The organism is Glaciimonas immobilis (genome assembly GCF_011947285.1).
Taxonomy (GTDB): Bacteria; Pseudomonadota; Gammaproteobacteria; order Burkholderiales; family Burkholderiaceae_D; genus Glaciimonas; species Glaciimonas immobilis.
In genome coordinates this window covers 638,745-652,625 of sequence record NZ_JAAOZT010000002.1, presented here as the reverse complement: position 1 = coordinate 652,625, position 13,881 = coordinate 638,745, and the positions used below count along the sequence as shown (strand labels likewise).

At 47.7% G+C, this 13,881-nt stretch carries 15 protein-coding genes; all 15 read right to left on the bottom strand.

Annotated elements, in window-relative coordinates; genetic code table 11:
• Nucleotides 1-8: 8 nt before the first annotated feature.
• Complete coding sequence (gene sicA, locus HAV38_RS05255; RefSeq protein ID WP_168053043.1) at nucleotides 9-491, bottom strand: type III secretion system translocator chaperone SicA; 483 nt, start codon at nucleotides 489-491, stop codon at nucleotides 9-11.
• A gap of 144 nt (nucleotides 492-635) precedes the next feature.
• Complete coding sequence (locus HAV38_RS05250) at nucleotides 636-1,778, bottom strand: EscU/YscU/HrcU family type III secretion system export apparatus switch protein (RefSeq protein ID WP_168053041.1); 1,143 nt, start codon at nucleotides 1,776-1,778, stop codon at nucleotides 636-638.
• Between the two features lie 3 nt (nucleotides 1,779-1,781).
• Nucleotides 1,782-2,552: a type III secretion system export apparatus subunit SctT gene (sctT, locus tag HAV38_RS05245; RefSeq protein WP_168053039.1), complete on the bottom strand. Its 771-nt coding sequence runs from the start codon at nucleotides 2,550-2,552 to the stop codon at nucleotides 1,782-1,784.
• Nucleotides 2,553-2,561: 9 nt separating this feature from the next.
• Nucleotides 2,562-2,816 (bottom strand): EscS/YscS/HrcS family type III secretion system export apparatus protein, encoded by a 255-nt coding sequence (locus HAV38_RS05240; protein WP_168053037.1) that lies wholly within the window; start codon nucleotides 2,814-2,816, stop codon nucleotides 2,562-2,564.
• A complete protein-coding gene (locus HAV38_RS05235; protein WP_168053035.1) occupies nucleotides 2,813-3,481 on the bottom strand; it encodes an EscR/YscR/HrcR family type III secretion system export apparatus protein in 669 nt (222 codons plus the stop codon). Before HAV38_RS05235 ends, HAV38_RS05240 begins: the two co-directional genes overlap by 4 nt.
• Complete coding sequence (locus tag HAV38_RS05230; RefSeq protein ID WP_168053033.1) at nucleotides 3,474-4,394, bottom strand: FliM/FliN family flagellar motor switch protein; 921 nt, start codon at nucleotides 4,392-4,394, stop codon at nucleotides 3,474-3,476. Before HAV38_RS05230 ends, HAV38_RS05235 begins: the two co-directional genes overlap by 8 nt.
• Nucleotides 4,391-5,374 (bottom strand): SpaN/EivJ family type III secretion system needle length determinant, encoded by a 984-nt coding sequence (locus tag HAV38_RS05225; protein WP_209216613.1) that lies wholly within the window; start codon nucleotides 5,372-5,374, stop codon nucleotides 4,391-4,393. Before HAV38_RS05225 ends, HAV38_RS05230 begins: the two co-directional genes overlap by 4 nt.
• A 191-nt stretch (nucleotides 5,375-5,565) precedes the next feature.
• Complete coding sequence (locus HAV38_RS05220) at nucleotides 5,566-5,958, bottom strand: hypothetical protein (RefSeq protein ID WP_184013372.1); 393 nt, start codon at nucleotides 5,956-5,958, stop codon at nucleotides 5,566-5,568.
• 46 nt (nucleotides 5,959-6,004) lie between these two features.
• The gene (sctN, locus tag HAV38_RS05215) at nucleotides 6,005-7,300 is read right to left on the bottom strand and encodes a type III secretion system ATPase SctN (protein ID WP_168053027.1); all 1,296 of its coding nucleotides are present in this window, start codon (nucleotides 7,298-7,300) and stop codon (nucleotides 6,005-6,007) included.
• Nucleotides 7,297-7,704 (bottom strand): InvB/SpaK family type III secretion system chaperone, encoded by a 408-nt coding sequence (locus HAV38_RS05210; protein ID WP_168053025.1) that lies wholly within the window; start codon nucleotides 7,702-7,704, stop codon nucleotides 7,297-7,299. The genes sctN and HAV38_RS05210 overlap by 4 nt, the downstream gene beginning before the upstream one ends.
• Before the next feature lie 169 nt (nucleotides 7,705-7,873).
• Nucleotides 7,874-9,934, bottom strand: a complete 2,061-nt coding sequence (locus HAV38_RS05205; protein ID WP_168053023.1) for an EscV/YscV/HrcV family type III secretion system export apparatus protein — start codon at nucleotides 9,932-9,934, stop codon at nucleotides 7,874-7,876.
• A 16-nt stretch (nucleotides 9,935-9,950) separates the two neighbouring features.
• A complete protein-coding gene (gene sctW / locus HAV38_RS05200) occupies nucleotides 9,951-11,066 on the bottom strand; it encodes a type III secretion system gatekeeper subunit SctW (RefSeq protein ID WP_168053021.1) in 1,116 nt (371 codons plus the stop codon).
• Nucleotides 11,056-12,735 (bottom strand): type III secretion system outer membrane ring subunit SctC, encoded by a 1,680-nt coding sequence (sctC, locus tag HAV38_RS05195; protein WP_168053019.1) that lies wholly within the window; start codon nucleotides 12,733-12,735, stop codon nucleotides 11,056-11,058. Before sctC ends, sctW begins: the two co-directional genes overlap by 11 nt.
• Nucleotides 12,732-13,280, bottom strand: coding sequence for a helix-turn-helix domain-containing protein (locus HAV38_RS05190; RefSeq protein ID WP_168053017.1), 549 nt, complete (start codon nucleotides 13,278-13,280; stop codon nucleotides 12,732-12,734). The genes sctC and HAV38_RS05190 overlap by 4 nt, the downstream gene beginning before the upstream one ends.
• A gap of 282 nt (nucleotides 13,281-13,562) precedes the next feature.
• Nucleotides 13,563-13,847 (bottom strand): hypothetical protein, encoded by a 285-nt coding sequence (locus HAV38_RS05185; protein WP_168053015.1) that lies wholly within the window; start codon nucleotides 13,845-13,847, stop codon nucleotides 13,563-13,565.
• Nucleotides 13,848-13,881 lie beyond the last annotated feature (34 nt).

The following is a 13,881-nucleotide window of genomic DNA, read 5'->3' as shown; positions in this document are numbered from 1 at the left end:
CTTTACTGTTATTTAGACGACTTACTTCGCCCCTCTTGTAAAGCCATTAAGTATGCATTCGCAATTTTCTTAATTGACTCATCGCTTGCATTTGCAACGACTGCCTTAAAACACTGTTTCGCTTTACCGGACTTCCCCATTGCCAATTGACATTGTCCTGAATACAGCATTGGTCGGTAATCATCCTTCCCTTGGGCAAAAGCAACCGCATATAAATCAGCAGCCTTCTGGTGTGCCCCTTTCAGTTGGTATACGGCAGCCAGCCCCATCAAAAAATCCGGACTATAAAAATCATAGATACAAAGGAATCGAAAAAACTTTTCTGCTTCATCCAATCGTCCCTGATGATAAAAATCGTAGGCGACCCCATATAACTCATCCATCTGCTCGTCGGAAATCCCATGCATTTGTTTGAGCGTTACACCTTGGCTGACGGCATCTAATATGGTCTCAAGGTTTTCTTCATCAAAATCTTTAGATTGATGACTCATTATTTATCCTTATGCGTCATCAAACGATGGCGCTAGTATTGAATATTTCACTTCTTTCGGCATTAAAAAAACGCGCATAAAAAAACGCTTAATTTAAAAATAACGCTTAACGTGGGTTGTACGCAAAAAAACTTAAAGCCGGTATCATTTTCGGGCCGCTTGATTATCACTTTTTGTATCTTCCATGCTATCGGTTGTGCCGGTATTTGCTGTTCCTTCAACAGCGTCCTCGTGGCTTGGCGCTGGTGTGCTCATGCCCGCCAACTCAACCTCTTGAAGCCATATAAGCAAATGAACAACGGGATAAATGACATCCATCTCAACCATCGAATAAATTTTATGCGTGTGATATATACGCCGTGCAAGAGCCACGTCTACGATCACTGGCACGCCAATTTTCTCTGCGTACCGTCGCACCGCCAGGGCGCGCTGGTTACTTTGGCGTACAGAGACATACGGAATCGGAGACACCTCTGGCTTGTAGTAAATACCGATGGCGATATGGGTCGGATTGGCTATAATCATTTTAGAGTCTTTGATGTCGTCCATCTCTTGCGGACTCAACATTTCCTGGTACTCCTGCCGGCGTAAGGTTTTGATCATCGGATCACCCTCCTGATCCTTGTTTTCACGCCTCACTTCCTGTTTATCCATGCGTAAATCTTTTAGATGAAGAAAGAACTCCGCCAATGCATCAAAGATCAAAATAATCATGACGCAGGCAAGACTAATAAGGACCAGACTGATAATCAATTGCCCCCAGATATCAACAATCGCGAATACAGAAGCGTGAATCTGAGAAAATAGCAGGCCTTGATGCCACCACCAGGCAAGGACAGCGGCGGCGCCAAAACTGATCAGATAGAGTAGCGTCTTGATGAAATCCTTCACCGTCCGCAAGCTGAATATTTTCTTAAATCCCTTCATGGGATTAATCGCACCGAAGTTCACTTTAAGTGCTTCACCGGCCAATGAGAATCCACTCTGAATGAGTGAGGGAACAGCGGTGGCGAGAATACTGAGCAATATAATCGGTGCAATAACCTTTAGCCCGGCTAGCATCACGCCAGCGACGTAGTGGTGGAGGTTCACATTGAACCCACTGCGAATCACTATGATAAGGGCGGCACCGATTTCTGCAAGTGAGCCCAGCCATATAACAAAAAATACACCGCAGAAAGTGAGGCAGGCGACCACTAGATCACGTGCCTTAAACGACTGTCCCCGTTTGGCCGCGTCTTTCTTTTTCTTAATTGAGGGTTTCTCAGTTTTGCTGGCAGCGGACACCGGTTACTGTCCTTTAAACCAAGATGACAATTGACTGGATCGCAACGTTAATTGCATAATCTCTACTGGGAAAACGGGACCGAAGTAGATCAATAGTGTCAGCATGGCTAGCAAACTTTTTATAGTGAGCGACACTGAGAACGCGTTAAGCTGCGGCGCAAAGCGCGACAATAGCCCTAACGTAAATTCAGATAAAAGCATCACTGCGATGACCGGACTGGCGACTACTATTGCCTTGGTCATCAGCTCAATTAGGATAAGTAAAACAGGCGAAGACGAAAAATCGCATCCCTGTAGTGGGTCACATAACGCATAACTGTTGTTGACAGCTTGCGCAAACAGCAGCATACCGCCACCCTGTAGATAAATCGCGGCTGAAAATATATTAAAAAAATTGGCAAGCTCAGAGGTGTCAACCCCATTTGATGGATCGATCGTACTGCTAAGCGTGGCGCCACGTTGATTATCAATAAAATTGCCAACCGCATGGAACACCCAAAATGGCCATGCGAGAAGTGTCGCAAGAATCAGGCCGATGAATAGTTCCTGCGCGATTGCTGCGATGTAAGCGGTGGTTTCGACCTTTGCCATTGCATCTAGTGGCATCGGCCAAAATCCCATCGCGATGACCATGATCACCGCGTTGCGGGTTGCTCCGGTCAACACAGTTGTGTTAAAAAATGGAAGCATAAAAAATATCGGTGCTAGCCGGACGTACCCCAGCACTGCCCCCAGCAGCCAGGTATGCAGATCAAAGAAGAGTGTCGCGTTCATTGGCGATGATTAGCCGATTGCCATACGCATCATTTCTTGACCGAAGTTAAGCAGGACTTCACCATACCAACCCGACAACAAAAAGAGGCATAGACTTACTGCTAATAATTTGATTCCGAACGGCAGCGTCTGCTCTTGCAGTTGGGTGACGGTCTGGAACAGTCCCACCAACAGGCCGACGATGGTCGCCACGGCCACCGGCCACAAGACTAATATAAGAACCAAATACAAGCTCTTGTTACCGGCATAGGCAATATCGTTCATGGGACTGTTCCCAGATCAATGTATTGCATAATTAATCCTTGACTTAAAATCGACCAGCCATCTAGCGCGACGAAAAGAATGAGCTTAATTGGTACCGAAATCACAACAGGACTCATCATCATCATCCCCAACGCCAGTAAGATGCTGGAGATCACCAGATCAATCACCACGAACGGGAGGTACAAATAAAACGCGATTTTAAACGCGGCTTTTATTTCACTCAAAGCATATGCGGGTAGCAGAGAAAAAATGGACGGTTTGTCCTCACCCTGAATATAGAGGAGCCCTTTTTCTGTCAGTCGCGCAACGTGAATCTTTTCAAAAAAGGAAGTGAGTTCCGGATCACTGTATTTTTCCAGATATCCGCGATAGCTATCCAAACCGTTGTCTACAAATTCGGTCACCGACGCCACATTGGAGAAATTGACAGGATTGGCGCGCTGATAGTCCATTATGGATTCGGCCACGGGCATCATTACAAAGACCGACATCATCAACGCCACGGCATTGAGAACCAGATTTGAGGGGACTTGTTGCAGTCCCATCGAATTACGCACCATGATGAATACGATGGAAAACTTCAGGTAACACGTTCCGCCTGCAACCAAAAATGGCAGGAGCGTGGCAAACGCCAGCATCCCAATGAGTGAAATGTCATTAGACATTTTTTGTTCTGGAAGAAATCTGTGTCACTTCTACGCCCAGTTGTCCATTTAATTCAACTAGCTCACCCTTACCAACAACCATGCCGTTTACGCTAATCTCGATTTGCTTTTCGCTGCCTGGATCAAGCGCCAAAAACTGCCCCCGATATAACGCAGCCAGTTGCGCCACAGTCAAGAGATTACGTTGTAGGACAAAATCAATCCGTAGCGGAATATCATCCAACGCTTCCTGTGGTATAAAGGTCTCTGATTTTTCCTGATAGTCTAGAACTTCCACTGCAATTTCTCCTGTTTCATTGATTGAAAAGTGTGCCAATATCTGCGCCCCGCTTTGTAGTTCAAATTGGATATTTCCGATAAGCAAGACGTCGCCCTTGCGCGTGCGGCATAGAAGGCGTCGGGTGACGTGGCTGCTCCCCAAAAGGAAAGCCAACTTGACCGGAAAATCCAGCGCCTCAGCCGGTAATGAACGATCGCCCGGATACGAATAAGTGGGAAAGTTATCTAGCCAGATTCTTCCCTGTAAAGTGTTCACCGACACATAACAGCGCTTATCGTTAACTGGCGGCACCAAACGTGCGTGGATGCGCGAGTAGTCGAGTTCTGGCTGTTTTAAACACAACGGACGTTCGCATGCGTTAAACAGGCTTAGCACCTGTTGCGGCCCATTGCGCTCGTGCCGTGCGGCGGCCGCCAAAGCCGGGGCGGTATGGCTAAGCCACGCCGATAAATCCAAAAAGCCGCTCCAGTTAGCATCGTTAGCATCCTTGCCGTAGGCTGTAAAAGCGATCAGCATATCGGTAGTCACTATCGGCGAAAAATCCGATTGGTTATCGTACCCACACCAATGAGCGAGCATCCTGTTTGCATCCACGCTGGCCTGACTAATACGTCGGAGAGAAGAAAAACTCATTGCTCCTCCTCATCCGGGACGGTCCAGTACTGCTTGGAACCTTCGCGTTGCTCGTCCTGCGTAGACTGCACCACCCAATTAGGCCCTTTGTTGGTGACCTGCTCGTTCAGCCGCTGTTCAACCAGACTACTAGTCGGATGAAATAATACTGCCGATTTCTGTTGTTCTGCCAAGCCGGATTGATGAGAAATTCGGACTGCGTGCTCTTGTCCCCAGGACTTAAAGTTATAGATCAGTTCACCAGATGCCGCTTTATCTCCCTTTATTTTGATTGTTTTTGCGTCTGCTTCAACTTGCATCGGCTGCTGCAGGGACCGTCTCAGGCTTGTTTTGCCAGAGCTATCGTGATGCAAGCGCTCAGGCACAAATTGGCTTACCAATTTTCCTTCTCCAATTAAGGTACGCGGATGCAATTCATCAATATCCGTCAAATCCAATCCAGCAAGTTCGGCCGGTGCGCTGCCGGTCTGGTCCGGATCCGGAGTTTGGCTAGCGACCGCCTGGAATGGAAATGACCCTTTTTCCGCTTTCAGCAGAAATGAATTTACAGCATTGGCCACCACGGACTCATGGCCTGGGGAATTAACATCAACGGTTTGATTGTCTATCCCGTTGTAGACCTGCGCGATTGTCCGCGTACTTCTCCCTGTCTGCAATAGTGCTAGGGACAAGTGTGGCGCGGCTAGTGCGGCGTTCGCGGTTTGCGGTCGTTGCGTCCGCTCTGTCCCACCTGCAACGGTCATCTGCAATCGCAGAGGGTGTTTGTCAGGTAGTTGTTCAGATGAATTTTTACTTTTTAACTGCAATATCGGACGGCCACGTTGCGTACCGAGAATACTTCTGTCACTTGCACTAGCCGTACGACTTTCGATAAATTTGAAACTTTCGATTGCCCCTCTTGTACCCAAAAATTTTTTACTAACCGAAATTTGTACTAACGGTGCGCGTTGCGTCAGATTTAAAGGTGCGCTTTGTGTCATATTTAATGGGGTCCCTGACGTAAGGTGTAACGGTAGCGGGACCGGCGTTAATTGCTGTAACGAGCACATTAGCTGCTGAACGTCCGCACCCATATCCTGCTTTTTGGGGGCGGCTTTTTCAGCATTTAAAATTAGGCTCTCAACAGCAGGGTCAGCAGTTTTCCGGGCTGTTGCGACGGATATAGCGTTACTTATTTTTTCCATGATAAACGGCCCTCTATTTCTGACTCTTCAAAATTTAAATTTTTAATCACTTGGTTTTTAATCTCCCCTGAAATTAATAGTGCATATTTTTCATGCTTGGACCGAAGCTGCTTACATAATGAATGTTGCGCGGCAATCTCCTTTTCACAATCCACTGCTCGCACCTCGCATAAATGCATTTCCAGACGCAAGTCCTGCGTTTTGCGCTGAACGGCAGCGGTTTTCCGTAGCCATGAAAAAATGCCTATGCGATCGGTCGTTAAGCCCGCCAGCCCACCGCCTTGTAATAGCTGATGCTGCAATGAAATTGTGCGATTTAATTTGCTGCACTCGTTTTGGATTTGCGAATATTGACGTTGCAATTTTTCGAGATGGCGCATATGAGACCGTTCACGAACCACGTTAGCCCGCTGGAAGGTCTTATATTTATTCAGCAAGTGCATGCATGGCCTCAACGGTCGCTTTGATGTCGCTAGGCTCGTCGCGATTCTGCCGCAGCCAATCGAAAAGCCGATCCTTTTGCGCCAGAAGTCGGTCGTTATCGGCGTTTTCTCCTGAGCGATATTCCCCCATGTCGAGCATCAATTGCATCTCTTCAATCCGACTCAATTTTTCACGTATCAGTGCCGCGTTGTTTAACTGGGCGGGATCGCATACCTGTGAAGCCACACGACTCAAACTTCGTAATACGTCGACGGCGGGGTAATGATTTTTAGCGGCGAGCTTTCGGCTCAAATAGATATGACCATCTAAAATAGAGCGAATTTCTTCGGCTATCGGATCGGCCTCGTCTTCGCTTTCGAGGAGGATCGTATAAAATGCAGTAATGCTACCGTTGGTTGTGACACCCGGCCTTTCCAGCAATCTCGGTAACGACTCAAATACGGAGGCGGGATATCCGCGACGTGCCGGTGGCTCGCCGGCGGCTAATGCCACATCGCGCAAGGCACGCGCATAACGCGTCAATGAATCTTGCACCAATACCACCTGCGATCCGTGGTCACGGTAATACTCGGCCACCGTGGTCGCTAGCAATGCTGCGTTGCGACGATCGATGGAAGATGCATCGGAGGTTGCGTAGACGACAACACATCGGTTCAAATGTGGCGAGTGCTTTAGCGACTCAACAAATTCAGTTACCTCTCGTCCGCGCTCACCTATAAGGCCTATTACAAACACGTCGGCTGACGCTTGCTCTATCAGCATATGCACCAGGCTAGTCTTACCGGCCCCGGCCGGAGCAAAAATTCCCAACCGCTGACCAATCCCGCAGGTGGTTAGTGCATCGATTACTTTAATCCCGCTTTGAAATTTTTCCTGAATCGATGTACGTTGCCCGAATGAAGGCGGCGGCGCGTCCAAAGGGCGCCATTGATCAGGCCGTATCGACGGCATTTGTTCTACCAGACGGGCGACACACACACCATTAGAATTCAATACCGTACCCAATACGCCGTCATTGAGACGTACTGTCAAAGCCCCGCCTGTCGGCACCAGTACCGATTCACGCGAAAGGCCTTCGGCATTCCCCATCAGACTGAGAATCGCCATGTCGCCCCGAAAACCAATCACTTGTGCCCGCGCTGATACCTTTACCTCCCGCCAGTGCCTGCGAACTTCGCAGACTTCACCAACCGATACGGCGCGCAATCGTGCCTCGATGATCGTGCCCGACAGGTGATGCGGGTGAACGTACTGATTTAGGAGGCGTAACGGCGTCATTGTCTTATAATCTCCATCACGCGAGATTGGCTTTCAAAGAACGCATTGATGGCTTCAGCCATCAATTCTGCACTACCCAGATAGGTATCTGATATATAGGCGCAGAGCTGTAAACGGTCATTACTCTCGCGAATAACCAGCTGTTTATTCTCACTATAAATAAATCCACACATGATTTCTCGCAGCAGATTTTCGGAATGATAGCTAACAATACTTTCGTTAAAATCGCATAGGTCGCACCAGAGCACAGTACTCTCATCGATCTTCCCAACATACATGGAAGGCATATTTTCTAATTCAATCTGGACTGTCGCGTGATTATCCAGATCCTTAATCAAGCCGGCCTCACAACCACTATGCAACAGGGCGCTTCGTACCAACTCACCGAGATTATGCTGACTCATTTTTTTCCTTAAAAAATTCTCATTTCAATGCCTGCGGGTATGGCGCTGGGCATTTCCGTTAAACACTCCGGCACACCATTAACGTACCCAGCCCTTTTCATAGCGCCCATTGCCTTCGATAAAAGGGCGTACCTCTGGTTATTTTGCTAGGCAAGATTGCCTTACTGCTTTAAATTACCTTGACGACATTGACGTTAACATTACTGCTGACTTCCCCAAAAGAAATCACATCTAGATCCCGGAAGCGTACCTCTAATAATTTTTTAACAAAACGGCGAACGTCAACACTGGTGAGCACAATCAGATCTTTTTGTGATATTGGAAAGGCTTGAAACAGCAAGGTAAATTTATCGATAATTTCTTCGGAAACAGATGGTTCAACATTCAAAAATGCGCCGCTCGAATTTTGGCGTATTCCTTTGCGTACCTGTTCTTCGACTTCCGGTGAAAGCATTACAACGCGTAATTGGTTAGCTATAGCAAATTTATGCGATATGTAACGTGCCATAGAACCACGGACATGCTCAACCAAAGCGATCACGTCTTTTTCTCGTCCGCCCCACTGTGCGAGCGCCTCCAAAATCAGCTTAAAGTTACGAATCGAAATTCTTTCTGAAAGCAACCGCTGCAAGACCTCCGCTATTTTTTGTACGGTGACGTTCCGTAATACCTCCTTAAGCAGGTCCGGCATGTCCTTCTCCATCTTGTCGAGCATCGATTTGGTTTCCTGAATACCAAAAAACTCTGAAACGTGCTTCACTAAAATCGACGCCAGACATTGGTATAACTCATCCTGCGCACTGCGGACCTGAAAACCCAATGCGACTAATTCCGCTTTGCAATGAGGCTGCACCCAATGACAGTCCTGACCCGCCGCGTCCTGATCGGTGTTGACCGTAATTCCCAGTTGTAAAATTTCTTCTGACATTTGAACGAGGCACATTTTTCCAAAACGAATGCAAAGTTGATCGGTCCTGATTTCATTGATCAGTAACACCAGATGATCAGGTTTCATCTGGTCAGAACCGCGAATTACAAAATCGGGCAAACGTACGCCATAGTCGACAAAGAACTGGCTACGCAGCCTCTGCCCAAGCTGCCTGTCAACACATTCCTTTTTTTGTTCCTCGGACACGAGCAGAATAAATGTGACCGTTTCGGTGATAACGTTATCGAGATCGGTAATTAATCCTAGCTGATGGTCATTACCCTGATCGGTGTCCTGGACGAGCAACGTAGGATCGGCTAATTGTTGGGCTTCTTCCTTCTTTTTCTTAAGGACGCCAATGTACAGATAGCCACCCAATAACAGCGCAAGTCCAAGAAAAACCATCATTGGAAAGCCGGGCAAGAAAGCTACCGCGATAGCAAGAACGGCAGTGATTCCAACAGCGAAAGGCTTACCTAATAATTGACCCATGATGTTGCGACCGAGATTGGAATCGTCGCCATTAATACGTGTAACAATTAATCCGGCGCTAATTGAAATTAGTAACGCGGGAATTTGTGCTACCAGGCCATCGCCAATTGTTAACATGGTGTAGGTCTGCAGTGCTAGCGACATGTCCATGTTGTGCTGGGTTACGCCGACTGCGATCCCGCCGATGAAATTGACGAACACGATAATGATGCCGGCGATTGCGTCGCCTTTGATGAATTTCATTGCACCATCAAAAGATCCGTATAACTGACTTTCGCGCTCCAAGACATTGCGTCGCTCTTTGGCTGCATCGCCGTCAATCACGCCAGCCTTCAGGTCCCCATCAATACTCATTTGTTTGCCGGGCATTCCGTCCAGCGAAAAACGTGCGGCTACTTCGGCGACGCGCTCAGATCCTTTGGTGATAACGATGAATTGAACGATGGTAATGATGGAAAAAATGACGAATCCTACAATCAGACTGTCGCCGATAACATACTCGCCGAAGGTACGAATAATTTCCCCGGCGTCGGCTTCGGTAAGAATCAGCCGACTGGTGCTAATAGAAAGCGATAGCCGAAATAACGTTGTGATCAGCAAGATGGTCGGAAAGGTCGAAAAATTCAGAATTTTATCGACATAGAAGGATCCCATGAACAACAAAATGGCAATGACAATATTGAGCCCGATCAAAAAATCGACCAGGAACATTGGTAACGGCACGATCAACATGGCGATAATCATCACCATTAACATGACGATGATTAATTCCGGATGTGCTCTGGCATTGGTAAGTAATTTAATGATCATCTATAAGGTGCTCTCGCTAGCCTGCGATTCGCCGTTGCTCCAGCAATTCTGCGGTGTAGGTTATATCGCTCATGCGATCAAATGCGGCAATAGCATCGGAAGACACGCGAGCATTCTGAAACAATTTATCCGGCAACTGCTTGTAAGCATTCCGCACAGACTGGATCAAAACTGAACGTTCACGACTGGTTTGCAAGATACAGCCGGGGCTAAGTGCCTGATCCAAAAGAGCAGACATCGGTTTTTCATTTTTTGCCATACCGCATAACAAAAATAGCCACTCGGCTTCCTCATCCGGGTGGGCGAGTACTATTTTTTTTTCGAGTAGTCCGATCACAAAATCTCTGTCGGCGGTGCGAATTATCCGCAGCGTCTGCATGCGCGCGCAGAGGTCGCTAAATTCCATCGTGTCGCAACTGGGATCTTCGGACCTGACATCAATCAATAAAGACTCTTCTACAAAGTTAAGCACCGTCTGGCGCTTTTTGTGACCGTAGGTAGCAATCCACTCTTCGTAATCGCCGATGGGTGCATGGTCGCTCTCCAAAAATCGGCGATAGGTTTGCCTTAGATACGAGGCTTTCAAAACGAGTGAGGCACCGAATAGCCGCGCTTTTAATGCGCAATTAATACCCGCCTTAAGCATTTTTGAATTGGATGTCTGCTCGACGAGCGCGAGAAGACTTTCGAGCCGCGCACGTCTAATCTGAGATAATTCCCTACCTTTTAATAGCTCTTTAAGTACTAGGTAGAGATCGCTTTCGTCGGGAAACAGGGCGCGTGCCTGGGCTAGCAATGTATCCATGTTACTTGATAGTACAGCAAGAATTTCGACGAGCTTTTTTGCTTTCGGTATGGCGTCTTCTTCAAGAACACGCTCGAAATTTTCGCCCGCTGCGCCGCCTTTTTGCTCCAGATCTTTACGATTACGAAATTGTGTCGCCACGCTAGCCATATCATCTGCCATGTCGGCGAGTTTTTGCTGCAGTCCTGCTGGTGTCTGGTCATCTGCATAATCAAAATCTGCTTGTTGGGCCCCGCCATCGGTTCCCGTCTTTACAGATTCTTGCTGTCGCGTCTGGGCCTGAAATGCCGTCGCTATTGGAGGTCTGGAGATCGCATTAATGGCCATTGAAATGTTGCTCCTGATCGACCCCGCCTACCTCGGACGTTTTATCGAGACTGTTAATGAGTGCATCGAGCGAAATTTCCTCTTCCAGATTTTTTCCACTCAGAACGATACCGTCATCAATCTCGCGCGGTCTTATTAAAAAAACGCGTACAGTATTCTTGTTATGCGATTGTTTATAACGAAAGGCGCTACCAATGAACGGCAGGTCTCCCAAAAAAGGAATTTTTTCGATCTGATCGCCGCTTTCGCCGCGGGTATAGCCGCCGATTAGCAAACTTTTTCCCTTCGGAACTCGCGCTACAGTACTAATTTTTGTACGCCCAACCGTAGGCAACGCGTCGTTAGACTCCTGCTCGCTCCGAGCCACTTCGTTGCCGTCCTCAATGTTAAGCGATAGTTCCACCTCATCAGAGGTAGTAAATCGCGGGAGGACATGGATGAGCGTACCGTAGGTTACATGCTGCAGTTCCACCGCACGTTCGGCGACTAACGGTGTATAAAAAGTGCGGCTATTATCGAACATTGCCGGTGTATTCTCTTGTGTGAGCAATACCGGACGCGAAACGATTTGCGCTTTGTTATCGCGCGCCAATGCCATAATCGAGGCCATAAACTGCACCCCTTCTAAACTCGCTATCGACGGATCGGATGCGCCTTGGTTAAATTGGGCGCCAAATTGCCTGCCTATTGATAATGCGCCGCGCCAGTTGACGCCAAGTTGATCCAGATCATCCTTTTGCAAATCGATGATCCATAGCGCAAGTTCAACCTGTCTTTTTTTCTCGTCCAATGCGACGACCAGATTGCGTATAAAGCGAATTTGCTCACTAGTCCCCTTTACCAGCAAGCTATTAGTTTGGGGGTAAGCGATGATCCGGACATTTTCGGACAATTTCGCAGGTAGAACGTTGGCCGCTCTGCTCACGCTGGAAGGTGGCACGGCATCCTCGAACGTAGGGTCCGGTAACGACAAACCATTAGTGGATTTCTGTACTTCCGGTGCTGCATCTTTCAGTTGACCACTGAGCAAATCGTTGACGACTGTAGCGATGCCCGGAATAACAATGGTGTCATCGCGACGCGTGTAGGATCGGTCGGATACGAACGTATTATCAAGTTTGATTACTTCAATACGTTGCTGTTCCTGATTGACGACCAGACTATCCATAAACTCGGCGGCCTGCGTTACTAAATCGACATAGATAGGAGGACCGGAGACGTAAAATATACCGACACCATCGCTACGTAACGGATAACGCGGATCACCCAAGCCGGATTTTTTCAGAAAATGCAAAACTTCTTTAATACCGATATTTTTTAAAGTGATTATTCGGTTTTTGGTTTCCGACGCATCGTAAACATAGATCGCATGCCCATCGTAATAATTAATAAGACCCATTTGTTTGCTGACGGCACCTACAATATCTTTATCTACGAGGTTAAATTCTCCAGAGATTTGTTTACCAGCAGCCAGTTTGCTTACGATAATTGGCTTGCCGCCATGCGAAGAAACGCCGCCCAGAAAAGATCGGAGGTTCTCCTGACGTGCAACGTATTTCGGCGCGTCGCTTAACGTGCCGACGTCGAGTGCAAATACCGAGGCATGGAGCGTCATGCTGACGGCGACAAGCAGCCAATTCAGCTTGCGGCGCAATTCCTGCTCTTTCACATCAAATCCTTTTTGTCCGTACTGTTATCAAATAAATGCGTCAGGCTGAGGCCTAGCGATTGCCTTACCGCATTAGAAAAATGTGAGGACGATGCATAACCATGCAACATCGCCGCCTCTGTGATTGTTTGTCTATCTTCAATCACCGCCAACACCGCTTTAGCAAGCTGCCAGTCTTTAAGCGAGGACTTTGGACTGCTGCCAAGCCCTGAACGAAACAATCTACGGAAATGACAGGTCGAGACACCGTAACGTGCGCTTAGCGACTGCAGCTTTTCGCCACTGCCGCCTTCTTGCAGTAAAAAAGAAACCATCGAATATGCTTCCATGCGACGTAAAGCCTCGGATATGCGTATGTATTCCGGGGTTTTATCGATTGCCATGCGTAAAAACCACGATTTTAGGCAACGACCTTTAACCGGTAGTCCTTTGAGAAATTCAACGCTATTGTCTATCTCTGGACTGATTGGCTCGTTGCGCTTGCCTAATCCACTATCAATAAACACTTGAAGCATAACGAGCATTTTTATGGATTCCAGATTCATGACTTGCGCCTCTTTATTGCCTTTTTGTGATCGATACAACGCGCGAAAGATGGATTGCTCTGCATGCTCTAAGAAACAATAAAACGCGCCTTTACTCCCCTGATTTAGAGCGTGTATTCAGCACTTTTTGATCTCTAATTCAGTACGTCAGAACGCCTTACTTATCAAGAGAAATTATATGTATCTCAACCCAAAAGAAAAATGGGACGAGACTTAAAAAGTGCCACTCGAGATTAGGACAAAGATGAAAAATACGCGCGAACGGATCAGAGTCAAAAAAATTTACAGTTGCGACACCGCCATACGATGACAGGACTTACGCAAGACCGCCCGAGCAAGGCGTGCCAACGAAGATGGCGCACCCCACCCTCCGGTCACGGTAGTCGGGTCAAGGTGGCCTGAGCGCCATGCTCTGCCCACGTAGATGGTCAGGAAAGCCAATGCCGCTGGGGCGATATTGCTTATAAGCCCTAAATTCAGGCATTCGTTTGGTGGCGGAGGAGCTGGTGAAATTCGAGGTAACGCGCGGATCTGCATCACAGGAGGGGCATCAAGACTGCTTGTCATGGCCGGCAATAACGGACGGATAGTTAAATGGCCC

Bases quoted from the DNA above. Each gene is read 5' to 3' on its own strand.
- HAV38_RS05235 (WP_168053035.1), bottom strand. From the start codon at position 3,481: ATGTCTAATGACATTTCACTCATTGGGATGCTGGCGTTTGCCACGCTC.
- HAV38_RS05185 (WP_168053015.1), bottom strand. From the start codon at position 13,847: ATGACAAGCAGTCTTGATGCCCCTCCTGTGATGCAGATCCGCGCGTTA.
- HAV38_RS05210 (WP_168053025.1), bottom strand. From the start codon at position 7,704: ATGAGTCAGCATAATCTCGGTGAGTTGGTACGAAGCGCCCTGTTGCAT.
- sctT (WP_168053039.1), bottom strand. From the start codon at position 2,552: ATGAACGCGACACTCTTCTTTGATCTGCATACCTGGCTGCTGGGGGCA.
- HAV38_RS05225 (WP_209216613.1), bottom strand. From the start codon at position 5,374: ATGACACAAAGCGCACCTTTAAATCTGACGCAACGCGCACCGTTAGTA.
- HAV38_RS05230 (WP_168053033.1), bottom strand. From the start codon at position 4,394: ATGAGTTTTTCTTCTCTCCGACGTATTAGTCAGGCCAGCGTGGATGCA.
- HAV38_RS05205 (WP_168053023.1), bottom strand. From the start codon at position 9,934: ATGATCATTAAATTACTTACCAATGCCAGAGCACATCCGGAATTAATC.
- sctN (WP_168053027.1), bottom strand. From the start codon at position 7,300: ATGACGCCGTTACGCCTCCTAAATCAGTACGTTCACCCGCATCACCTG.
- sicA (WP_168053043.1), bottom strand. From the start codon at position 491: ATGAGTCATCAATCTAAAGATTTTGATGAAGAAAACCTTGAGACCATA.
- sctW (WP_168053021.1), bottom strand. From the start codon at position 11,066: ATGGCCATTAATGCGATCTCCAGACCTCCAATAGCGACGGCATTTCAG.
- HAV38_RS05220 (WP_184013372.1), bottom strand. From the start codon at position 5,958: ATGCGCCATCTCGAAAAATTGCAACGTCAATATTCGCAAATCCAAAAC.
- HAV38_RS05240 (WP_168053037.1), bottom strand. From the start codon at position 2,816: ATGAACGATATTGCCTATGCCGGTAACAAGAGCTTGTATTTGGTTCTT.
- HAV38_RS05190 (WP_168053017.1), bottom strand. From the start codon at position 13,280: ATGAATCTGGAATCCATAAAAATGCTCGTTATGCTTCAAGTGTTTATT.